We start from the raw sequence: 22,247 nt of genomic DNA, 5'->3' as shown, positions 1-22,247 counted from the left end.
CGTCGAGGCGTAGGCGCGGGCGCCGTTTCCGTCCGCATGTCTGCAAGCGGTAAGGCCTGGGGCGCTTGCGGCCACCATGGCTGACCTGATCTTCCAACGCGAGCGGCCGTCTCCAGAGGTCGCCGTTGCGCTGCCGAGCATCGGTCGACGAGGCGCTGGCAGCGGCGAAGTTGCAATACGAACGAAGTTGCGTTGCGGGAAACGTACCGGCGCACCCGAGCTGCGTTTTGCCGGGCTACGTGGGTCATTGCGCCATGAATAATGGCGGCGTTGCACGATCTGCGAGCGCCTTGGCCTTCATTGCGTGTTTCAGGTGCCAGATCGGCAACGGTCGCTTGCCGTGCATCGTCTGCGCTGCACACGTGGCGGCAACTCGCTCGCGCTTTAGCGTTTTACTCGATGCGTTTCAGATTCCTACTCCCAATCCGAGGAATACGTTATGTCGTTATCGATCTCAGGAAGGAAGACAACATCGCTGCTCTTCTTGGTGATGGCAGCGCTGGCGCCCTGCCTTGGTAGTGCGCAGAGCGCCCGGGCTGTCCCCAGTCGCATCATCAGTGCGTCCGCCAATGTCCGCTCGCTGGCATTTTTGATCAATGGAAGCGCGGCCGCCTGCTATGCGGTCTACTCCGGCAGGAGTGTTGCAGGGCCCACGCTCAGTACTGCGACCACCTATCAGGTCGTCTCGTCTGCCTCCTCGTGTGGCGATCAGCCCTATGCAGTGGGGTCTTCGGTGAATTACCGGCCTCCGTTGGACAAGCAAATGATTTTCTTCCGGATCGATGCTTCCGGTCGCATCGTCATCACTTACAGCTGATGGGGTGCCCCAGCGCCGTGCCTGTGCGGCCGGCGCTGGACCTGTGGCACGTGGCCCCTGATGCGACACCTGCTCACAGCAGCTGAGCGGGGTAGGCTGCCGGTACCGTCACTTCGCCGCGGCGCGAGGCCAGCCGGTCGGCCAGGCGTGTGGGCTCGGGCAGGCGATAGGCGCGCAAGGTGCGCAGGGTCCAGTCGAGTGCGCCTTGCATCGACACACGGTGGCCGGGCGAGACAATCAAGGGATTGCAACGCGGTTTGCTGCGCAGTGCCCAGCCGATCTGCGCACCACCCAGCAGGATCGGCGTGTGGTCGCCGCGTGCGGGCCCAGGCTCGGCGAAGTGGCCGGCCAGGCGTTGCTTGGCGATACCGATACACGGCAGGCCGGTGACCACGCCGAAGTGCGCCGCGATTCCAAGCCTGCGCGGGTGTGCGATGCCCTGGCCATCGATGAACACCAGATCGGGTGTGCGCGACAGCAGCGCCAGGGCCTGCAGCAAGGTTGGCAATTCGCGAAAACTGAGCAGGCCGGGGACATAGGGCATCGAGGTCGGCACGCGTGCGACGTGCGTTTCCAGCGGCAGCAGCGTCTGCGCATCCAGCAGCACGGCGGCCGCACGGGTGGTCTGGCCATCGTCTTCGAAGCCGACATCGAACCCTGCAAGCAACTGCGGAGTTGCGCCCACCGCGTCGTCGAGCACCACGCGCCGTGCCAGTTGCTGCTGCAACTGTCGCGCCTGAATCACGCTGCCGTCCCAACCGGCGAAGACGGGGTCGTTGGTCTGCATCGCCACAGCATCGCGCGCTGCATGTGGCGATTTCGTGCACGCCTGCGATGCACGCGCTGCCGCTACAATCGCAGGCTGATCGGCCCCAATCGGAGAACCGTAGTGACCCGCAAACTCGTACTGCTGCGCCATGGCCAGAGCCAATGGAATCTGGACAACCGTTTCACCGGCTGGGTGGATGTGGACCTCACCGAGCAGGGCCGCCAGGAAGCGGCGGCGGCCGGCAAGCTGATGAAGGACGAAGGGCTGCAGTTCGATGTCGCCCACACCTCGGTGCTCAAGCGCGCCATCCACACGCTGCAGGGCGCGTTGAAGGAACTTGACCAGGACTGGCTGCCGGTGTCCAAGAGCTGGCGCCTCAACGAGCGCCATTATGGTGGCCTGCAGGGCCTGGACAAGGCCGAGACTGCGGCCAAGCACGGCGAGGAGCAGGTCAAGATCTGGCGCCGTTCGTACGACATCCCGCCGCCGGCGATGGACGTCGACGACCCGGGCCACCCGTGCCACGATCGTCGCTACGCCACCCTGGACCGCAATGCGCTGCCGGGGACCGAATCGCTGGCAACCACGCTGGTGCGCGTGTTGCCGTACTGGCACGACGCGATCGCGCCGCAGTTGAAGGCCGGGCAGACGGTGCTGGTGACTGCGCACGGCAATTCGCTGCGCGCGCTGTACAAGTACCTCAACGATGTCTCCAACGAGCAGATTCTCGAGCTCAATATCCCCACCGGCATTCCGTTGTTGTTCGAGCTGGACGAAGCCTTGCAGGTGCAGAGCTACCGCTATCTTGGCGACCCGGAAGCGGCCAAGCGCGCGGCCGAAGCGGTGGCCAACCAGGGCAAGGCGAAGTAGTCGCCGTTGGCGGTCGCAGCGCTGCGCGCGGTGCGTGCAGCGGGTGTTCTTGTGCGTACGCGGCTGCAAAGCAGGCTGCGTACGGTGGTGAATGGAAGCGGTGCGACGGGGCGATGCGCGCTCCGCACCGGTGCAGGCGAAACACGATGTCCGGCAAACGCAAAACCCGGCAGATGACTGCCGTTTACTGCCGCGCGTATCTGGTGACGCTCGGCATGCTGGTGGCCGGGGGCGCGGCCTTTGTTGCCTTGGCTGCTGGCGACATCTCCGGCGCGGGGCTGGTGCTGGCACTGCTGATCTGCGCAATGGGAGTGCTGCTGCTGGGGTTCGGCGTCGCTGGGCCGGCGCGACAGATGGAAGCGTGGGCCGATGCGACGTCCGGGCACGAGGTTGCCCTGGTGCTGATGGTGGTGGCGTATCCGGTGTATCTGTTGATGGCGCCGTTTTACGCGCGGCGTTGAGCGCATGCGATGGCGCAAGGTGCGCCGCGTGCAGGTGGGTGGAAATAGCGCGTCGCGTGCCGATCAAGGACGCGCACGTGCTGTACAGATGCAATGGACTTTCATACCGCACGGCATCGGACCTGATGTGGCGGTGCGCTGCACCGATGTGGTCTGGCCGGTTGCCGAGCGACGGACGAAGAGGCAAGCGCCTGCGCTGCGCGGTCCTTCGCCCGCGCTTGCCGAGCGGATGTCGACTTTTTTCGATCGCGCCTGCGCGGTCATGCCCTGGAGAATTCAATGAAGTTGCGCAAGTTAGCCCCGTTATCGCTCGCGGTCGCCATGGTGGTCGCGCTGACTGCGTGCGGCGCCTCCGACGACGCTGCCAAGGTGGCGCCTGCCGCGCCGCAGGCGGTACCGACCAAGGTGGACGTGTCCAAACTCGATGCGCCGATCGTGGCGTTCAGCAGCGGCGATCTGGACCCGAGCATCGCTGCATGTCAGGACCTCAACGGGTTCGTCAACGCCAAGTGGCTCAAGGCCAACCCAGTGCCCTCCGATCGCACCAGCTGGGGCAGTTTTGAAGTGCTGGCCGAGCGTTCGCTGACCATCCAGCACGCGTTGGTGGAGCAACTGGCGCGCGGCAATCTGTCGGCCGGGTCGGTGGATGCCAAGATCGCCGACCTATGGCGGACCGGTTCGGATGAAGCGGCAATCGACAAAGCCGGCATCACGCCGCTGCAGCCGCAGCTGAAGGACATCGATGCGTTGACCGATGCGCCGGCCATCGCCGCCTGGTTGCGCGACAGGTATGCGCAAGGTCAGGGCTTGGTGTTTTCATTCGGTGCCAATGCCGACTACAAGAATTCCGAGCAGATGATCGCCTACGCAGGGCAGGGCGGTCTGGGCTTGCCCGAAAAGGGCTATTACACCGATCCGGCGCAGGCAAAGATCCGCGAGCAGTACGTGGCCTACATCGCGCGGATGCTGGAGCTGTCGGGTCTCCCGGCACCGCAGGCGGCCGCACAGGCCAAGGCGGTGATGGCGTTCGAGACGCGCCTGGCCAATGCGTCGTTGTCGCGTATCGAACTGCGCGACCCTGCCAAGCGCTACAACCCGGTCGATGTGGCCGCCGCCAACGCCATCACGCCGCACTTCGACTGGAAGGCGTTCTTCGCCGCGCTCAAGGTGCCGGCCGGCACCTTCTCGCTGAGCCAGCCGGGCTATTTCGCCGAGCTCGATGCGATGCTGGCCGATACGCCGGTCGATACCTGGAAGGCGTACTTGCGCTTCCATACGGTGGACGAAGCGGCGCCGTATCTGGCCAAGCCGTTCGAGCAGGCCAATTTCGATTTCTACGCAAAGACCCTGCGCGGGCAGCAGGACATGCTGCCGCGCTGGAAGCGCACCTTGAACGCGGTCAACGAGGCGATGGGCGAGGCCCTGGGCCAGCTGTACGTGCAATCTGCATTCCCGGCCGACTCGAAGGAGCAGATGCAGCAACTGGTGCAGAACCTGTCGGCGGCGCTCAAGGCGCGGCTGGAAAAGCTCGACTGGATGAGCGCGGATACCAAACAGCGGGCATTGGAAAAATGGGCCAGCTTCACTCCCAAGATCGGTTACCCGGATCAGTGGCGCGATTGGTCGGGCCTCCAGACGCGTGGCGATGGCTTCCTTGCCAACATGCAGGCCGCGCAGGCATTCAACTACCGCTACATGCTGGACAAGATCGGCAAGCCGGTCGACAAGCGCGAATGGCACATGACCCCGCAGACGGTGAATGCGTACTACAACGCCACGCGCAACGAGATCGTGTTTCCGGCCGCGATCCTGCAGCCGCCGTTCTTCGACCCCAAGGCCGATCCGGCCTTGAACTACGGTGGCATCGGTGCGGTGATCGGGCACGAAATGATGCATGGCTACGACGACTTCGGCAGCCAGTTCGATGCCAAGGGCAACTTCGATAGCTGGTGGACCGATGCAGACCGCAAGCTGTTCACCGAGCGCACCGACCAGCTGGTGGCGCAGTTCGATGGCTATGAAGCGATCAAGGGCGTGCACGTCAAAGGCAAGCTGACGCTGGGCGAGAACATCGGCGATCTGGGCGGCCTGACCGTGGCGTACGATGCCTTGCAAATGGCGTTGCAGGAGCAGCCGGCCGCCAACACGCAGATCGACGGCTATTCGCAGGACCAGCGGTTCTTCATGAACTGGGCCACGGTCTGGCGCCGCAACTTCACCGATGGCGAATTGCGCGTGCGCCTGAACACCGACCCGCACGCACCGGCGAATTTCCGTGCCAACGGTGCACCGTCGAACATGCCGGCGTTTGCGCAGGCGTTCCAGTGCAAGCCCGGCGATGCGATGGTGCGTGGCGACCAGGAGCGGGTGACCATCTGGTAAGCGACGTGGGCGCGCACTGGTGCTTCGGCAACTCGCGCGCCACACCGCTGATGTCGCGTAAACCACCGCGTTGGCCCCGTGCCGCACGCGGTGCTGCGAGTCCTCGTGTCCTCGTGTCCACGACACCCGTCCGTTTTTGCTGCAATTGTCGAGGTTGCTTGTGGCAGCGTCTGCACACCGGCCTGCCCGCGTGGGCTCTACACTGCCGCGCTGCGAATCGCGGAATCGGCAGTGACGAAGCGGAAATTCTTCAAATGGTTCGGCATTGCGCTGCTGGTGCTGGTGCTGGCCAGCGCGTTATCGCTCTACGGCTACGGGCGCTTTGCCGACCGCCAACGCGGGCCGGTCAGTCACGTGCTGCCTGCCGCGGCGGTGGCGACGCCCATCGACAAGGTGGTGGCGCATTGCAACAGGCGCACGCCGACCAGACCGGCATGGTGATCCTGCCGGACAACGTCGATGCGTTTGCGGTACGTGCGCTCACCGCGCGTGCGGCCGGGCGCAGCCTGGATCTGCAGTACTACATCTGGCATGCCGATTTCACCGGCAACCTGCTGCATAACGAATTGCTGCGCGCGGCCGATCGCGGGGTACGCGTGCGCTTGCTGCTGGACGACATGAATATCCATGGCAGCGATTCGGTACTGGCTGCCCTGGATAGCCATCCGCTGATCGAGATTCGCCTGTTCAACCCCACGCGCGCGCGCGAAGGCACCTTGATGCGCGGCGTGGAGATGGTGCTGCGCATGTTCAGCATCAATCGCCGCATGCACAACAAGGCCTGGATCGCCGACGGCCGCATCGCAGTGGTGGGCGGGCGCAACGTGGGCGACGAATACTTCGACGCGGCGCGCGACACCAATTTCATGGATATGGATGCGGCGCTGATGGGGCCGGCGGTGGGCCAGGCCGAGCGGGTATTCGATGCGTACTGGAATAGTCCCAATGCCTTACCGCTGTCTGCGCTGGTCACCGCAAAGCCGCAGGCGCTGGAGGCCTTGCGTGGCAGCCTGGACGCGGGCATGGCATCGGCGCGCGCGCATCCGTATGTGGAGCGGCTCAAGCGCTCGCCAAGCGTGCGCGAACTGATGCAGGGCGACCGCCCGGTGCACTGGGTGTCGCAGGCGCGCATCGTTTCCGATCCGCCGGAAAAAGCCGAAGGTGCGCCGCCACAAGCCGACTGGATGACGCCGGTGCTGATCGGCGAAATGGCGCACGCCCGGCGCGAGCTGAAAGTGATTTCGCCGTATTTCGTGCCGGGCGAGGAGGGCATGCGCTGGATCGGCAATCTGCGCCAGCGCAATGTGCGCGTGAGCATCCTGACCAATTCGCTGGCCGCCAACGACGTGGTGGCAGTGCACAGCGGCTACGCCGGCTATCGGGTGCCGCTCCTGCAGCAGGGTGTGCGCCTGCATGAGCTCAAGCCGATGGGCAAGCCGGACGGCAGCCTGTTCGGTTCCAGCGGTGCGAGCCTGCATACCAAGGCATTTGTCGTGGACGACAGCAGCGGTTTCATCGGCTCGTTCAATCTGGACCCGCGCTCGATGAACCTCAATACCGAAATGGGCCTGCTGTTCAATGACCGCGTGGTCACCGCAGAACTGGAGCGGCTCTACAACCACAAGGTCAGTGCGCCGGTGAGTTACCGCGTGACCCTGGAGCAGGGCGAACTGCGTTGGCACGACGATGCCGCGCAGCCGCCCGAGGTGTGGTCGCGCGAGCCGGCTGCGAGCGTGTGGCGGCGCGGTGCAGCCGCGGTGATGGGCTGGTTGCCGCTGGAGTCGCAGCTGTAGCTGGCTGGTTAGCGTGTTGCCCTCATCCGCCCTTCGGGCACCTTCTCCCGCCAGCGGGAGAAGGGAAGATGGCGGTTTTTCATGGAGGGGAGAATGCGCGCTTCGGTGCTGCGAAGAGGCAGTGGCTGCTTTGGAGCAGACGCAATGGCTGCATTGGAGCAGGGGCAATGGCTGTGTCCAGCAGATGCGCAGGCTCTGTGAGCAGTGCAGCGGGTGTGTTGCGCGGAAGACGCATAAGAGGGGGTAGACGCGCCGGTTCTGTCGGATTTATTTGGCGCGCGGCGTTAACGTCGGTCGCGTTATTGCAGCTGCGTCACGATTTCGCGTGCCATCGCGCCCAGCGGGAGGATACGGTCTGCGCCGCCGCGCTTGATCGCTTCCTTGGGCATGCCGAACACGATGCTGGTGTGTTCGTCCTGCGCCACCGTGCGTGCGCCGGCCTGGCGCATTTCCAGCAGGCCGGCGGCGCCGTCGTCGCCCATGCCGGTCATGATGATGCCCAGCGCATTGCTGCCGGCCGCGCGCGCGGCCGAGCGGAACAGCACATCGACCGACGGGCGATGCCGGTTGACCGGTGGGCCTTCCAGTACTTCGACGAAATACTGCGCGCCACTGCGACGCAGCAGCAGATGTTTGCCGCCGGGTGCGATCAATGCACGGCCAGGCATCACGCGGTCGTTGTTGGCGGCTTCCTTGACCGCGATCTGGCACAGGCCGTTCAGACGGGCGGCGAAGGCAGCGGTGAATTTCTCCGGCATGTGCTGCACGATCACGATGCCCGGGCAGACGCGCGGCAGCGCCGTAAGCACTTCTTCCAGGGCCTGGGTGCCGCCGGTGGAGGTGCCGATGGCGACGATGCGTTCGGTGGTCTGCGCCAGCGCACGGCCGCTTTGCGCCGGCAGGATGACATCGGCGGTGTGCTTGACCTCCGCTTCCAGCGGCGCGGCAGTCACGCGTGCGGCCAGCCGTTTGACGTTGGCGCGCGCGGCGCTGCGCACGGTCGCCACCAGTTCGTCGGCAGAGTCGGTGAGAAATTGCTTCAGACCCAGGCGGGGTTTGGTCACCACCGCCACCGCGCCGGCGGCCAGCGCATCCATGGTGACGCGCGCGCCTTTTTCGGTGAGCGTGGAGCAGATCACCACCGGCGTGGGCCGTTCGCTCATGATCTTGCGCAGAAAGGTGATGCCGTCCATGCGCGGCATTTCCACGTCCAGCACGATGACATCCGGCCAGTGCTGGCGCATTTTTTCGATCGCCAGCAGCGGGTCGGCGGCAGTGGCGATGACGTCGATGCCGGGCGCATCGTTGAGCACGCCTACCAGCACCTGGCGCACCACTGCCGAATCGTCGACCACCATGGCCTTGATGGTCGTGGGGCTGGTGGCCGGGCGATGGAGCGCTGTGGACACGGTAAATCCTTGGGTCATGCCTTGCGGAAAATCGAGGGTGCCACCTGGACCAGATCGATGTCGAGTTCGCTCAGGCTTTCCGAATGGCCGATGCAGAAGTGCCCGCCCGACTTGAGGTTGGACAGCACGCGCAGGATCACTTCGCGCTTGGTCTGGCCATTGAAATAGATCATGACATTGCGCAGGAAGATCGCATCGAAGCTGCCCAGCGCCGGCAACGCGGCATTGAGGTTGGCGTGCACGAACTGCACGCGTTCGCGCAGCCGCCGCTCCACCAGCAAAGTGCCGTCGTACTCGCCCTGGCCACGCAGGCAGTAGCGTTTGAGATAGGCCTGCGGGATCCCGTCGATACGTTGCAGCGCGTAATGGCCGGTGCGTGCCTTGGCCAGGACGCGGGTGCTGATGTCGCTGCCCACCACTTCGAACGGGCGGCCCTGCAAGGTGTCGGCCAGCACCATCGCCATGCTGTAGGCTTCTTCGCCGCTGGAGCTGGCAGCGCTCCAGCAGCGGAACGGCAGCCCGCCACGGTGTTCGCCGGCCAGCTTGCGCAGCAGCTCGAAATGCTTGGGCTCGCGGAAGAAATAGGTTTCGTTGGTGGTGAGCAGGTCGATCGCAGTCTGGATTTCCCGGCGGTCCTGCCGGCTTTCCAACAGCTGCAGGTACTGCGTGTAGCTGCTGAACTGATGTTCGCGCAGGCGCTTGCCCAGGCGGCCGCACAGCATCGCCTTCTTGCCGGAGGAAATGGTGATGCCGGCCGCTTCGAAGATGAAGCGCTGGAAGCGGCCGAACTCCTGTTCGGTGATGGCGGTCGCGGTGCTCATCGGCTCAGGCCACGTCCGCATCGCTGTGGAACGTGCTGTCGCTCAGGCGCGCGATGCGCCCGGCGTGTTCGCGCCACCACTCCGACAGCATCGGCCCGGGCATCGGCGAGGCCATCAGATAGCCTTGGGCCAGGTCGCAGCCAAGTTCGCGCAGCAGCCGCCAGTCGTCGGGCGTTTCCACGCCTTCCGCCACGGCGGTGAGTTCGAGCCGATGCGCCAGTTCCAGCGTGGATTCGAGCACGGTGCGCTGGCTGCGGCTGCGATGCGCCGCATGCACGAAGCTGCGATCGAGCTTGAGTTCGGTGAAAGGAATGCTGGCCAGGCGCTGCAGCGAGGAGAAGCCGGTGCCGTAGTCGTCGATGGACAGACCGAACCCGTGCAGGCGCAAACGCGCCAGCATGCTCAGCGCATTGGCCGGCTCCACGATGGCGCTTTCGGTGAGCTCCAGCACCAGGTCGGCCGCGCTCAAGCCGTTCTCTCCCAGCTTGGCGCACAGCTCTTCGAGAAAATGGTCTTCGCCCAACAGCCGGGGCGACAGGTTCAAGGCCAGGCTCAGGTCGAAGCCTTCGGCGCGCCAGTCCACCAATTGCGCGATGGCCTTGTCGATGACCTGCTGCGTCAACGCGTGGATCAAGCCTTCGCGTTCGGCCAGCGGAATGAACCGGTCCGGGCCGATCATGTCGCCTTGCGGGCGGCGCCAACGCGCGAGCGCTTCCACGCCCCGCAGGTGGCCGTCCTTCAGATCGAGCTTGGGTTGGTAGGCCACGCGGATCTCGCCGCGCCGCATGGCACGGTCCAGCCGCGAGGCGGCGGCGCCACCGCTGGACATCAGCGGCGAAATCGCCACCGGCGCAAACGCCGGTGCGTCGGCGGCCGGTTCCGGTTCGCAATCCAGCACGGTGGCCAGATCTTGCAGGTTCATCGGCTTTTCGATGCCGCCGAGCACGCGCACGCCGGCACTGCGGCTGAGTTGCATCACCGCATCGATCAAGGCACCGCCGCGTTGCGATACCACCACCACCGGCACGCTGTATTTGCCGCGCGCCAGGGCGTCGAGCAACTGCACCCCGTCCATGCCCGGCATTTCCAGGTCCACCAGCAACAACGATGGCGCCTGGGCGCGCGTCAGCCACTCCAGGGCCGCGTTTCCGTCGACGGCACCGTCGACCACGCTTGCGCCGAGCTGGCGACACAGCGCCATGGCGTGTTCGCGCTGGACCACGCTGTCGTCCACGACCAGGACCGGGCCGGCCAGCGTGCAGTTGCAGGAGAGAAGGGCGGGGCGCATGGGAGTCCTTGAGTGCATGCGTGAGGTCAGGCCGCCAGCTCGGCGGCCGGCAGCCGGGCGAGCGTGTCGTGGCCCAGCACGGCATCGGCATCGAGCAGGATCACAAAGCGCTCGCCGATCTTGCCCATGGCGTGGATGAAATCGCGCGCGATGCCGGCGCCGAAGCTGGGCGTGTCGACGATGTCGGCCGGCGCGATTTCCAGCACTTCGCTGACCGCATCCACCAAGAGCCCGAGCACCTGATGCAGCCCACCATGCGCGATCTCCACGATCACGATGCAGCTGCGCTTGGTGATCGCGCTGGCGTTGCGGCCGAAGCGTTGCTGCAGATCCACCACCGGCACCACGGCACCGCGCAGGTTGATCACCCCGCGCAGCGCCGGCGGCATCATCGGCACATCGGTCGGCACGCGGTATTCGATGATTTCCTTGATGCCCAGGATGCCCAGGCCGAACATCTCCCGGCCCAGCAGGAAGGTCAGGTATTGCTGCGGTGCCGTCGAGGACGGCGCCTGGTGGTCGGTTGCAGGAAGCGCTTGCATCGTCGGCTCCTCAGAAGCTGGCGAATTGCGATTCGTCGATCGCATCGGCGGTGGCGGCCACCGCACTGAGCTGGCGCACGTTGGTGCGTCGCGGCTGCGCGCTGCTCACCGTGGCAGGCGCATGCGCTGCGATCCTGCGCGGCCCCTGCCTGTTGCTGCCCGACGCGGCGCCGCGGCCGCCATTGCCCAGCCGGAAGAAGCCCATCAGCTGCTGCAGCTGTTCGGCCTGCGCGCTCATTTCTTCCGAGGTGGCGGCCAGTTCTTCGGCATTGGCGGCGGCCGATTGGGTGGTCTGGTTCAACTGGCCCACGGCGGTATTGATCTGGCTGACACCGGCGGTCTGTTCTTCGGAGGCGGCGGCGATTTCCTGCACCAGGTCGGAGGTGCGGCGGATCGAAGGCACCATCTCGCCGAGCACGCGGCCGGCGCTTTCGGCCAGTTCCACGCTGGAGCCGGCCACTTCGCCGATTTCCTGCGCAGCGATCTGGCTGCGCTCGGCCAGCTTGCGCACTTCGGCGGCGACCACCGCAAAGCCCTTGCCGTGTTCGCCGGCGCGCGCGGCTTCGATGGCGGCATTGAGCGCCAGCAGATTGGTCTGATACGCGATGTCGTCGATGATGCCGATCTTCTTGGCGATGTCCTTCATTGCCACCACGGTGGCGCGCACGGTGTCGCCACCGTCGGCCGCTTCGCTGGCCGCCTTGGCCGCCATGCTGTCGGTGACACGCGCGTTCTCGGTGTTCTGCGCGATGGAGGCGGTCATCTGCTCCAGCGAGGCGCTGGTTTCTTCCACGCCGGCCGCCTGTTCGCTGGCGGCCTGCGCAAGCGCCTGCGCGGTGGCGCTGACTTCTTCCGATGCACTGGCCAGGTTTTCGGCGTTGCGATTGACCTCATCGACGATCTCGGTGAGGCGGCTCATGGTGGTGTTGACGTAGCGCTGCATGTCGGCGAAGGCGCCTTCGTAGCGGCCTTCCACGGTATGGGTGAGGTCGCCTTCGGCCATCGCGCCCATGACCTGGATCACTTCGGAAATGCTGCGCAGGTTGCCGCGCGCGCGCTCCACGGTGTCGTTGATGAAGGCCTTCTTGCCCGGCAGCTGCGCCAGCGGCGCATCGAAGTTGCCACGGCCGAATTCGGCCACCACGCCCATCGCCAATTTCTTGACCGCGATATGCGCGCCCACCATCTGGTTGATGCCCAGCGCCATGCTGCGGAAGTCGCCGTCGAAGCGGGTGCTGTCGATGACCACGTCGATATCGCCGGCTTCATGTTCGGCCGACATGTGGTTGATCTCGGCGATCAGGCCGGTAAGGTTGCCGCGCACCTGTTCGATGGTGTCGTTGATGAAGCGCTTCTTGCCCGGCAGCAACGGCAGCTGTGCGGTGAAGTTGCCGCGGCCGAATTCGCTCACGCAGGCAATGGCTTGCTTCTTGACGGCGATATGGCTGGCCACCATCGCGTTGATGCTTTCGGCCATGCGACGGAAATCGCCGGTGAAGCGCTGGGTATCGATGACCACGTCGATATCGCCGGCATCGTGCTCGGCGGACATGCGATTGACCTCGGCGACCATGCCGATGAGGTTGCCGCGGATCTGGTCCACTACCTCGTTGATGAAGGCTTTCTTGCCCGGCAGGCGCTCGAGTTCGGCGGAAAAATTGCCGCGGCCGAACTCGGCCACGCACGCCATCGCCTGCTTTTTCACCGCGATATGGCTGGCCACCAGGCGGTTGATGCCATCGCCCATGGTGCGGAAATCGCCGTCGCAGCGCGCCACATCGATGCGCGCGTCGATCTCGCCGGCATCGTGTTCGCGGCAAACGCGATCGATTTCCTCGTTGACGTGGCGGATGCCGCTCTGCACCTTGCGCAGCCCGCGCAGGACATCGCTGGCCTGGTCGTCGCGCGTTTGCGGCAGCGCCACGTCGAAGTTACCGCGCGAGAACGCGTCCAGCGTGGTGGTGGCCATCTCCAGCGACGCGCTGGCGATACGGATTGACCAGGTCAGCAAGACGCCGCTGATCAATGCTGCAACGATGCTGGTGCCCAGCAAGGCCGCATGCGAGAGCGTCAGCGCCACGCCGGCGACGACCACGACAACGGGCAGGGCGATGGCAAGCGCGGCGGTGAACCACAACTGCTTGGCGATCGGGAGACGGTGTGACATGACGGTAGCTTCCTGGAGTCAGGTAACGACAAACGACGGTTCGGACCGGAGATGGCGCGGGCGTTCAGGCCGCCAACGCGTCCTGGTTGGGATGCAACTGCTGAATCAGGCTGGGCACATCCAGAATCAGTGCGACATCGCCGCTTCCCAAAATGCTCGAGCCGCTGATGCCTTTGACCTGCGCGAACACCTTGGACAGCGGCTTGATCACCGTCTGCCATTCGCCGAGCAGGGTGTCCACCACCAGGCCGAAGCGCTGCGCGCCCTGGCGGATCACCACGATGCTTTCGCGCGCCGGCGTCTTGCCGCCCAGCGCGAACAGTTCGCGCAGGCGCACGTACGGCAACACGCTGCCGCGCAGGTCGATGTAGTCGCTGGCGTAGTCGGGGGTGAACTCCACGCACTCTTCGACCACATCCAGCGGCACCACGAAGACCGATTTGCCCACGCCGACCTGGAAGCCGTTGATGATGGCCAGCGTCAGCGGCAGCCGCACCGAGATGGTGGTGCCCACGCCGGCGGCGCTGTCGATCTCGACCGTGCCGCGCAGTGCGGTGATGTTGCGCTTGACCACATCCATTCCTACGCCGCGCCCGGACAGATTGGTGACCTTTTCCGCCGTGGAAAACCCCGGTTCGAAGATCATCGCGAAAACGTCGCGGTCGCTGAGTTGGCGGCCCGGTTCGATCAGGCCACGTTCGAGCGCCTTGGCCAGGATGCGGTCGCGGTTCAAGCCGCCACCGTCGTCGGTGATCTGGATGACGATGCTGCCGGAGTCGTGATATGCGTTGAGCCCGACGGTGCCGCGTGCGGGCTTGCCGCGCGCCACGCGCACGTCTGCCGGCTCGATGCCGTGGTCCATCGCATTGCGCACCAGATGGGTGAGCGGGTCGCCGATCTTTTCCACCACCGACTTGTCCAGTTCGGTGTCTTCGCCGGCCACCACCAGCGCGATGTCCTTGCCCAGTTCGCGGGCCACGTCGTGCACCACGCGCTGGAAGCGGCTGAAGGTGCCGCCGATCTTGACCATGCGCAGCTGCAACGCGCTTTCGCGCACGTCTTCGACCAGGCCAGCCAGGATCGAGGCCGATTCCAGCAATTGCGCATCGCCGGTGCGTTGCGCATTGGCACTGGTGCTGGACACGGCGATGATGAGTTCGCCGACCAGATCGATCATGCGATCGAGCTTGTCGGCATCCACGCGGATGGAACGCGCGTCGGCGCTGCGCGCGGCAGCGTCGGGCGCGGCACGGCCTGGGGCCGGAGCGGCGCTGGGGACTGCAGCAAGCGGCTTGGCTGGCGCAGGGCTGGCTGCCAGCTCGGCGGTGAGCAATTCAGCGGCATCGGATGGCGCCGGAACCGACACGATTTCCAGCTCGCAATCTTCGCGGACGAATTCGAACACCTCCTCGATGGCGGCGCGGTCGGCATCGCTGCGTAGCAGGATCTGGAAGCCCAGGTAATTGGCTTCCGGATCGAGGTCGTCGAATGCCGGCAGCTGGCTGATGTCGGTGTTGATCGATTCGACCGAGCCCAGGCTGCGCAGGTTGCGAATCAGCTTGAGCGGCGAATTGCCGAAGCGCAGTGCGTCCGCAAACAGTTTCAGGGTGATGCGCCAGTAACCGCTCTGCTTTTCCGGTGCGCCTTGCGCAGCGGCGGCCGCGGTGACGCCGCTGCCGCTGCGTTGCAGATACGTCTGCAGTTGCGCCAGCAGCGGCTCGGCTTCGGCGGCCAGCGCGACCGGGTCGGCGTGGCTCGGGTCTGCGGCGGTTTCCACCAAGGCATGGATATGGTCGCAGCACACCAGCAGCAGCCCGATCAGTTCCGAACTCAAGCTCAGCGCTTCGTCGCGGACCAGATCCAGCACGCTTTCCACCACATGGGTGAAGCCGACCAGCTGCGGCAGGTCGAACAGGCCGCCGGAGCCCTTGATGGTGTGCGCGGCGCGGAAGATGGCATTGACCGCATCCGGCGACGGTTCGCCGCGCTCGGCTTCGAGCAGATGCCGTTCCATGTCTTCGAGCAGGTCCCGGCTCTCGGCCAGGAAGGTCTGCATCAGCTGGTTCATGTCCATGCGCGCGTCACCAGTCCGTTAGTGAATTCGTTCGCCCAGGCCTGCCACCGCATGCGGGTACAGGGCCTCGAGCAGGCCAAGCAGCTCGATGACATCGACCACCGCACGGCTGGAATCGGTCAGCGAAAACGGCCGGCCATCGGCCTGGATCGCCTGCTTGGTGGCCAGCAACAATTGCAGGCCGGTGGTATCGATCTCGCTGACGGCGGCCAGGTCCAGATGCAGTCCACCCGGATGCAGCAAGGCCGGCTGCAGCAACGGCTTGAGCTCGGCTGCGCGACGAATGGTCATCTCGCCCTCCAGGGCAAGGGTCAGCGGCGCGGGTAGATCGGACGGTGGCGTGTTCATCGGTGCCTCAAGCGGTGCGATGGCGCACGGGTGCGTGCCATGGCCTGGGAAGGTCGCAACGGCCTGGACGGGTGTGAGCAGCGCTGCACACGGACCATGCCGGTCTATGCAGGTATCGGCGCCTTTTGGAAATATTTAGGCAAAATTCAGTGCGATGACGGATTTGCGAAATCCGTCACCGCCTGTGGATTAATTGCTCAGCTTTGTCGCAAGCAGGCTCAGGGGGACTATCCGGGCCTGTCCTGTTGGACAGTTCGCCCCCGTTCCGGCACGGCGTGGCGGGCGACGCCTGGCCTGCTCGCGCCCGTAAAGCACCGGCAGGCGCTTCATCCACACAGGATGCGCGGCGCGTTAGGTGCGGCCGTCCTGACGGGCGAATGCGATCAGGCCGGGGCTTGTTCCCCGGCCTGGTCGCTCGTCACGCGTGGTGGTCGGGCTGGGTGCGGTCGTCGCTTGCCGGCGCCGCAGTGCTTCAGCCCGGCGACAACGCCGCCAACAGGCCGCGTGCCGCATTGAAACGGTCGGCGCCTTCGGGCATCGGCAGCTTGATGCGCAATTTGTCCGGGCCATCCATCGTGTAGATCTTCGGCTGTTTCTGGATCATCTGGATGATGGTCATCGGGTCGATCGCCGGCTTGGCCTCGAACACCAGCCGCCCGCCGTTCTCGCCCAGATCCAGCTTGCGCACGCCCAGCGCATTGGCCTGCAGCTTGAGCTCGGCAATGGCGAACAGGTGCTTGACCGGGTCCGGCAGCAGGCCGAAGCGGTCGATCATCTCCACCTGCAGTTCGCGCAGCGCATCGGCATCGCGGGCGCTGGAAATACGCTTGTACAAGGTCAGCCGCGTATGCACGTCGGGCAGATAATCCTCGGGAATCAGCGAGGCCACGTGCAGTTCGACGTCGGCGCCGCGCACTTCCTCGCCGGCATCCAGGTCGGGCAGCTTGCCCTGGCGGATGCTGCGCACCGCGCGCTCGAGCAGTTCGGTATACAGGCTGAAGCCGACCTCGGCCATCTGGCCGCTTTGGTCTTCGCCGAGCAACTCACCGGCGCCGCGGATTTCCAGGTCGTGCGTGGCCAGGGTGAAGCCGGCACCGAGCTCGTCCATCGAGGCAATCGCTTCCAGGCGCTTTTCTGCATCGGAAGTCATCGAGCGGCGATCCGGCACCACCAGGTACGCGTAGGCGCGGTGGTGCGAGCGACCCACGCGGCCGCGCAGCTGATGCAACTGTGCGAGGCCGAAACGGTCGGCGCGGTTGATGATGATGGTGTTGGCATTGGGAATGTCGATGCCCGATTCGATGATCGTGGTCGACAGCAACACGTTGAAGCGCTGCTTCTGGAAATCCAGCATCACCCGTTCCAGCTCACGCTCGGGCATCTGCCCATGCGCGATACCGATGCGCGCCTCCGGCACCAGTTCGGACAGATCGCGCTGCATGCGCACGATGCTTTCCACGTCGTTATGCAGGAAATACAGCTGACCACCGCGACTGAGTTCGCGCTGGAAGGCTTCGCGCAGCAGCGTGTTGTCCCAGGCGGTGATGAAGGTCTGCACTGCCAGGCGGTTCGGCGGCGGGGTGGCGATGATCGACAGGTCGCGCAGGCCGGCCATGGCCATGTTGAGCGTGCGCGGGATGGGCGTGGCGGTGAGCGTGAGCAGATGCACGTTGGCACGCATCGCCTTGAGCGCTTCTTTCTGCCGCACGCCGAAGCGCTGTTCTTCGTCGACCACGACCAGGCCGAGATCCTTGAATTTCACATCCGGCTGCAACAAGCGGTGCGTGCCGATGATGACGTCGATCTCGCCGCTGGCGACCTTTTCCAGTTCGGCCTTGATTTCCTTGGTGCTCTTGAAGCGCGACAGCACTTCCACCTTCATCGGGTAATCGGCGAAGCGGTCGCGGAAATTGCGGTAGTGCTGTTCGGCCAGCAATGTGGTCGGTACCAGCACGGCGACCTGCTTGCCGGCGCTGGCGGCGGCGAATGCCGCACGTACCGCGACTTCGGTCTTGCCGAAGCCCACGTCGCCGCAGACCACGCGGTCCATCGGTTGGCTGCTGCCCAGATCGCGCAGCGTCGCATCGATGGCGGCCAACTGGTCGCCGGTTTCCTCGAACGGAAATCCAGCCGCGAACGGCTCGTACATCGCGCGGTCCACCTGCAACGCCAGGCCGGCGCGTGCGCGGCGGCGTGCCTGGATTTCCAGCAGTTCGGCAGCGACATCGCGGACCTTTTCGGCGGCCTTGCGCTTGGCCTTGGTCCATTGCTCGCCGCCCAGCGAATGCAGCGGCGCGGTTTCCGCCGAGGCGCCGGAGTAGCGGCTGATCAGGTGCAGCTGCGCCACCGGCACATACAGCCGGTCGCCCTTGGCGTATTCGATTTCCAGGAATTCGCCAGGCATGCCACCGGCATCGAGCACGATCAGGCCGCGGTAGCGGCCCACGCCGTGATCCTCGTGCACGATCGGCGCGCCTTCGGACAGCTCGCCCAGATCGCGGATGATCGCTTCCGGCTCGCGTCCGACCCGGCGCGCGCGGCGCGGCTGGTTGGCCCGTTCCGGGAACAGCTGGCGTTCGGTCAGCAGCGCAACCTGCGGCTGATCCAGCGCAAAGCCGTCTTCCAGCGGCGCCACGGTGATGCCAAAACGCAGCGTGCCCGCCAGGAACGCCGGCACATCGGCGACCAGCTCCGGCTTCAACTGCGCGGCGGCCAGCACTTCCATCAAGGCTTCGCGGCGGCCGGCCGAATCTGCAGCGACCAGCACGCGGCCCGGATAATGGCTCAGGAACGTCGCCAGCGCCTGACCGGCCGGCGCGTCCTTTGCGGCCACCGGCAGCGGCGGCAACGGTTGGTCGCCGAGCGGGGCGGCCTCATCGATGCGCGCATGATCGCCGGCCCATACTTCGATACGCGCCAGCTTGTTGAGCCGCTCGCGCAGCGCATCCGGCGATTGGTACAGCTCGTCCGGCGGCAACAGCGGGCGTTCCACATCGTGTCGGCGCTGTTCGTAGCGGTTCTGCGCCTGCGTCCAGAATGCGTCGGCGGCATTGGACACGCCGGTGGCAATCACCGGCAGCACGCGCTTGTCCAGGTAATCGAACAGCGTTGCGGTCTTGGCGAAGAACATCGGCAGGTAATACTCGATGCCCGATGGCGCCAGCCCGGATTTCAGGTCCTGGTACAGCGCGCTGCGCCGGGTATCCACGTCGAAGCGTTCGCGCAGGCAGGCCAGCACGCGCTCCACGCTGGCATCGTCCATCGGCACTTCGCGGCCCGGCAGCATCTTGACCGCGTCCACCTTGTCCAGCGAGCGCTGCGATTCCGGGTCGAACACGCGGATCGAATCGATGTCCTCATCCAGCAATTCGACGCGCAATGGCGTGTCCGCGCCCATCGGAAACACGTCCAGCAGGCCGCCGCGGACCGCGAAATCGCCCGGGTCCATCACCTGCGGCACGTTGCGGTAGCCGGCGCTTTCCAGGCGGCGCTTTTCCGCATCCAGATCCAGGCGCTGGCCAACGGTGAGATCGAAGCTGCCGCCGACGATGTAGCTCAGCGGCGCCAACTGCTGCAGCAAGGTCTGCACCGGCACGATCACCACGCCGCGGGCCAGGCCCGGCAGGCGGTGCAGGGCGGCCAGCCGCTGGCTGATGATTTCCGGGTGCGGGCTGAACTGGTCGTAGGGCAGGGTTTCCCAATCGGGAAACGGCACCACCGGCAGCGCCGCATGCTCGCCGAGCAAGGCATGCAGATCGGCTTCGATCTGATGCGCGCTCTGGTTATCGCGGGCGATCACCAGCAGGGGGCCGGCATGCGCTTCGGCTGCCCGCGCAATCGACCACGCCAGCGCAGTCGGAGAGGACGGGGCGCGCCAGTAGGCGCGGAGCTGGCCGGACTTGGGCAGCGGCGGGAAGGGGAAGGTAGGCGACGGCATCAGCCGGCGATTTTATCAGAGCCCCCGCAGTGCCCGGTCCATCTGGCGTGAAAGCTGGCGGTGGGCTACCTGCCCGGATGTGAACGGCGGGGGTCATGGCATTGGGTACGCGGGTGCAACTCATGCGCACGCTCGCGAGGCAAAGACCCCACTCGCTCAAGTGCGCGCTACCCTCATCGCTTGCGGCACACGCCATGAATCCGTCCCTGCAGGCTCTGTGGAGGCATCCATGCCGCCGCAGGTTCCGCGCGCGGCGAGGACACCACAGCAGTCGGTTTTGCGTGGCGCCTGGGGATGAGCCGGACACAGCGCTCCCGTCATCACGGCAACACTCTCGACGGTTGTGAGCTCTCCGTGGCGAAACGTCGGGCTGTCTCCCTCCAGGGAGCGGCGTGCGCGGATGAAGCGTGGCATCCATGCCACCCCAGGATCCTGCGAGCGGCGAGGGGAAGGACCCGTAGGTGGCCTTAGGTGTCAGCCAGCGTGCCGATCCTTTCGGGGGGCTTGCGGCTTACCGTCGAGGAACATCAGGCCGCCGCGCAACGCGGGCTCTCCGTGATGAAGCAAGCCCCAAGCCCCGATCACGCAAAGCAGCCGCGATCTGCTCTGACGAATCACAAATCCCGCATCCCGAATCCCGGCAACTCAAGCATCCAGCTCCAACACCATCCGCACCAGTTCCGGCGACTCCGGGTGCGCCTGCGGCTTGAAGCCCAGCGATTCCGCCAACTGCAGCATCGGCACATTGCTTTGCAGCACATCGCCGAACAGGCAGTCCAGGTATTTGCGCCGTGCCCACTTGACCAGCTTGCGCATCAGCTGCCGTCCCAGCCCCTGGCCGGCGACAAAGCTGCTGACCAGGATGGTGTATTCGGCCTGGCGTGTGCCCGGTACCAACGCGGCGCGCGCGACCGCGCCCACCAGTGCTTCGCCGGGCGGCAATTGCTCGGCGGCAACCAGCACGATCTCGCTCTTGGGGTTGGGATGGGTCAGGCGCTGCACCATCTCCGGGGTGATTTCGGTGGAGGAGCGCACAAAGCGCGCGCGAATTTCCTCCGGTCCCAACAGGCTGAAAGCTCCCTGCAGCGGCGGACCATCCTCGGGACGGATCGGGCGAAGCAGAAGAGTGCGGCCATTGGGCAGGCTGAAGTTTTCATGCCAGGGAGGCATGCGATTGCGAATGGCCATGACCGGTGTTCCTTAAAGATCGGAAGATTCTGGCACCAGCCCGGCGCGCAACCGTGAATGAATCCGGTGTGCCGCCGGGGGCCGACAGGAGGTGGCAGTGCTTCTCACACAACTGTAACGAGCGGAGCCGTGAGCCGGTCGTGAGCGTGATGGGGCGCGCACTGTGGCAGCCGAATGGACGCAACAGGGCCGCCGGAAGGCGGTTGTCACCCGGCCTGGCCTTCCTGGGACAGGTGTATCCGGTGCAGCAGCCGCTCGTCTGCGCTGCGCTGAGGTGTTTGCGGCAACTGCTGTGTCGCCGAGGACAGCAAGCCCATGGCAACGCCCATCCCGGTGCCCGGCAGCATGCACGCGATCTGCGGGCCGCGCAGCGGGCATTACACGCGGCGCGCCTGGTGCCGGCCATTGCAGCGGTGCAACGACAATGCCTGCATACCCACCGCGCTGGGCAGGCGCACGCGCCTGCCGGCTCAGCCGTCCTGGCGCAGCCACTCCAGCCGGGTCGAGGCGCCGGGCTCGCCGAGATGCTGCTTGAGCACCGGCAACGCTGGCGCCAGCAGCTGGTCGAACTGCCAGGGCGCGTTGACGATCAACAGCCCGCTGCCGGTCAGGCGCAGCGGCGAGTCGTCCGGGCGCACCTGCAGCTCGGCGACCAGCACCGACTTGGCCGGCAGCGCGGCGGCCTTGCGCATGAACGGCTGCAGGCTGCGGCGCAGCTTGATCGGGTACCACACCATGCAGATCGCCTGCGGCCAGCGCGCCAGCGCCTCGCGCACGCTGTGGATGATCTGCGGGTATTCGGCGTCCTGCGCTTCGTAGGGCGGGTCGATCAGCACCAGCCCGCGGCCGATCTTGGTGTTGCCAGCCCGCGGCGGCAGGAAGGCGCGGATCGCCGCATAGCCGTCGCCGGCGTGCACGCGTACCCGGCTGTCCCTGGCGAACAGGGCCTTGAGCGCCTCGGCTTCGTCGGGCTGCAGTTCGCAGAAGGCCATGCGGTCCTGCTCGCGCAGTGCTTGCGCAGCCAGCAGCGGCGAACCGGGGTAGTAATTGAGCTGGATGCCGGCGGTCGGGCGGGTGGGCTTCTGGCCGGGCATGGCCGGGCGGGCAACGGATTGGTTGTCGGCCTGCACCGCGCGCAGATAGCGCTCGACCACCTCGGGCAAGCTGGCCTCTGCCATCAGCCGCATCACGCCGGCATCGGCCTCGTTGGTCTTGCGGCTCTCTTCGCTCCCGAGTTGGTAGCGGCCGCGCCCGGCGTGCGTGTCGAGCACGAAGAACGGAGTGTCCTTGCGCTTGAGGGTGTCGATCAGGGCAAGCAGGGCGATGTGCTTGAGCACGTCGGCATGGTTGCCGGCATGGAAGGCGTGGCGATAGTTCATCG

The 22,247-nt window shown here is 65.8% G+C and carries 16 protein-coding genes and 1 pseudogene; 5 read left to right on the top strand and 12 right to left on the bottom strand.

The window, feature by feature from the left end:
• Positions 1 to 439 precede the first annotated feature (439 nt).
• Positions 440 to 817, top strand: a complete 378-nt coding sequence (locus ACCQ00_RS14295) for a hypothetical protein (RefSeq protein ID WP_039570526.1) — start codon at positions 440 to 442, stop codon at positions 815 to 817.
• Between the two features lie 73 nt (positions 818 to 890).
• Here ACCQ00_RS14295 and nfi read toward each other — a convergent pair whose 3' ends face one another.
• Entirely contained in the window at positions 891 to 1,604 is a 714-nt protein-coding gene (gene nfi / locus ACCQ00_RS14290; RefSeq protein ID WP_039570601.1) for a deoxyribonuclease V, read from the bottom strand.
• Between the two features lie 102 nt (positions 1,605 to 1,706).
• Here nfi and gpmA point away from each other — a divergent pair, with 102 nt between their 5' ends.
• The 4 genes and pseudogenes from gpmA to ACCQ00_RS14270 all read left to right on the top strand — a co-directional run bounded on the left by gpmA (position 1,707) and on the right by ACCQ00_RS14270 (position 7,092).
• Positions 1,707 to 2,456 (top strand): 2,3-diphosphoglycerate-dependent phosphoglycerate mutase, encoded by a 750-nt coding sequence (gene gpmA, locus ACCQ00_RS14285; RefSeq protein WP_039570529.1) that lies wholly within the window; start codon positions 1,707 to 1,709, stop codon positions 2,454 to 2,456.
• A 146-nt stretch (positions 2,457 to 2,602) separates the two neighbouring features.
• Positions 2,603 to 2,917: a hypothetical protein gene (locus ACCQ00_RS14280; RefSeq protein WP_017157192.1), complete on the top strand. Its 315-nt coding sequence runs from the start codon at positions 2,603 to 2,605 to the stop codon at positions 2,915 to 2,917.
• A 279-nt stretch (positions 2,918 to 3,196) separates the two neighbouring features.
• Positions 3,197 to 5,299 carry a M13 family metallopeptidase gene (locus ACCQ00_RS14275; protein ID WP_372353963.1) on the top strand — a complete coding sequence of 701 codons (2,103 nt, stop codon included), beginning with the start codon at positions 3,197 to 3,199 and terminating at the stop codon, positions 5,297 to 5,299.
• 231 nt (positions 5,300 to 5,530) lie between these two features.
• A pseudogene (locus ACCQ00_RS14270) lies at positions 5,531 to 7,092 on the top strand (phospholipase D family protein).
• 299 nt (positions 7,093 to 7,391) lie between these two features.
• Here ACCQ00_RS14270 and ACCQ00_RS14265 read toward each other — a convergent pair.
• The 11 genes from ACCQ00_RS14265 to ACCQ00_RS14215 form a co-directional block, all read right to left on the bottom strand.
• Positions 7,392 to 8,519 (bottom strand): protein-glutamate methylesterase/protein-glutamine glutaminase, encoded by a 1,128-nt coding sequence (locus tag ACCQ00_RS14265; RefSeq protein ID WP_017157189.1) that lies wholly within the window; start codon positions 8,517 to 8,519, stop codon positions 7,392 to 7,394.
• Positions 8,516 to 9,322 carry a CheR family methyltransferase gene (locus tag ACCQ00_RS14260; protein ID WP_039570535.1) on the bottom strand — a complete coding sequence of 269 codons (807 nt, stop codon included), beginning with the start codon at positions 9,320 to 9,322 and terminating at the stop codon, positions 8,516 to 8,518. The genes ACCQ00_RS14265 and ACCQ00_RS14260 overlap by 4 nt, the downstream gene beginning before the upstream one ends.
• A 4-nt stretch (positions 9,323 to 9,326) precedes the next feature.
• Positions 9,327 to 10,610, bottom strand: coding sequence for an EAL domain-containing response regulator (locus tag ACCQ00_RS14255; protein ID WP_039570538.1), 1,284 nt, complete (start codon positions 10,608 to 10,610; stop codon positions 9,327 to 9,329).
• A gap of 26 nt (positions 10,611 to 10,636) precedes the next feature.
• On the bottom strand, positions 10,637 to 11,152 hold the full coding sequence (locus tag ACCQ00_RS14250) for a chemotaxis protein CheW (protein ID WP_039570540.1): 516 nt from the start codon (positions 11,150 to 11,152) through the stop codon (positions 10,637 to 10,639).
• 10 nt (positions 11,153 to 11,162) lie between these two features.
• Positions 11,163 to 13,319 carry a methyl-accepting chemotaxis protein gene (locus ACCQ00_RS14245; protein ID WP_017157185.1) on the bottom strand — a complete coding sequence of 719 codons (2,157 nt, stop codon included), beginning with the start codon at positions 13,317 to 13,319 and terminating at the stop codon, positions 11,163 to 11,165.
• 64 nt (positions 13,320 to 13,383) lie between these two features.
• Positions 13,384 to 15,393, bottom strand: a complete 2,010-nt coding sequence (locus tag ACCQ00_RS14240) for a chemotaxis protein CheA (RefSeq protein WP_017157184.1) — start codon at positions 15,391 to 15,393, stop codon at positions 13,384 to 13,386.
• Between the two features lie 18 nt (positions 15,394 to 15,411).
• Positions 15,412 to 15,741 carry an STAS domain-containing protein gene (locus ACCQ00_RS14235; protein WP_039570544.1) on the bottom strand — a complete coding sequence of 110 codons (330 nt, stop codon included), beginning with the start codon at positions 15,739 to 15,741 and terminating at the stop codon, positions 15,412 to 15,414.
• A gap of 472 nt (positions 15,742 to 16,213) precedes the next feature.
• The gene (gene mfd, locus ACCQ00_RS14230; RefSeq protein ID WP_039570546.1) at positions 16,214 to 19,678 is read right to left on the bottom strand and encodes a transcription-repair coupling factor; all 3,465 of its coding nucleotides are present in this window, start codon (positions 19,676 to 19,678) and stop codon (positions 16,214 to 16,216) included.
• Positions 19,679 to 20,323: 645 nt separating this feature from the next.
• Complete coding sequence (locus ACCQ00_RS14225; protein ID WP_003488532.1) at positions 20,324 to 20,866, bottom strand: GNAT family N-acetyltransferase; 543 nt, start codon at positions 20,864 to 20,866, stop codon at positions 20,324 to 20,326.
• 206 nt (positions 20,867 to 21,072) lie between these two features.
• A complete protein-coding gene (locus tag ACCQ00_RS14220; protein WP_039570548.1) occupies positions 21,073 to 21,213 on the bottom strand; it encodes a hypothetical protein in 141 nt (46 codons plus the stop codon).
• A gap of 123 nt (positions 21,214 to 21,336) precedes the next feature.
• Positions 21,337 to 22,245: a 23S rRNA (adenine(2030)-N(6))-methyltransferase RlmJ gene (locus ACCQ00_RS14215; protein WP_039570603.1), complete on the bottom strand. Its 909-nt coding sequence runs from the start codon at positions 22,243 to 22,245 to the stop codon at positions 21,337 to 21,339.
• Positions 22,246 to 22,247: the final 2 nt, after the last annotated feature.

The sequence above is a fragment of the Xanthomonas sp. NCPPB 3761 genome, assembly GCF_041475705.2.
In the GTDB taxonomy this organism is placed as follows: Bacteria; Pseudomonadota; Gammaproteobacteria; order Xanthomonadales; family Xanthomonadaceae; genus Xanthomonas; species Xanthomonas phaseoli.
Note: the sequence above shows the minus strand (reverse complement) of the source record. Positions and strands in the feature narration are given on the sequence as shown.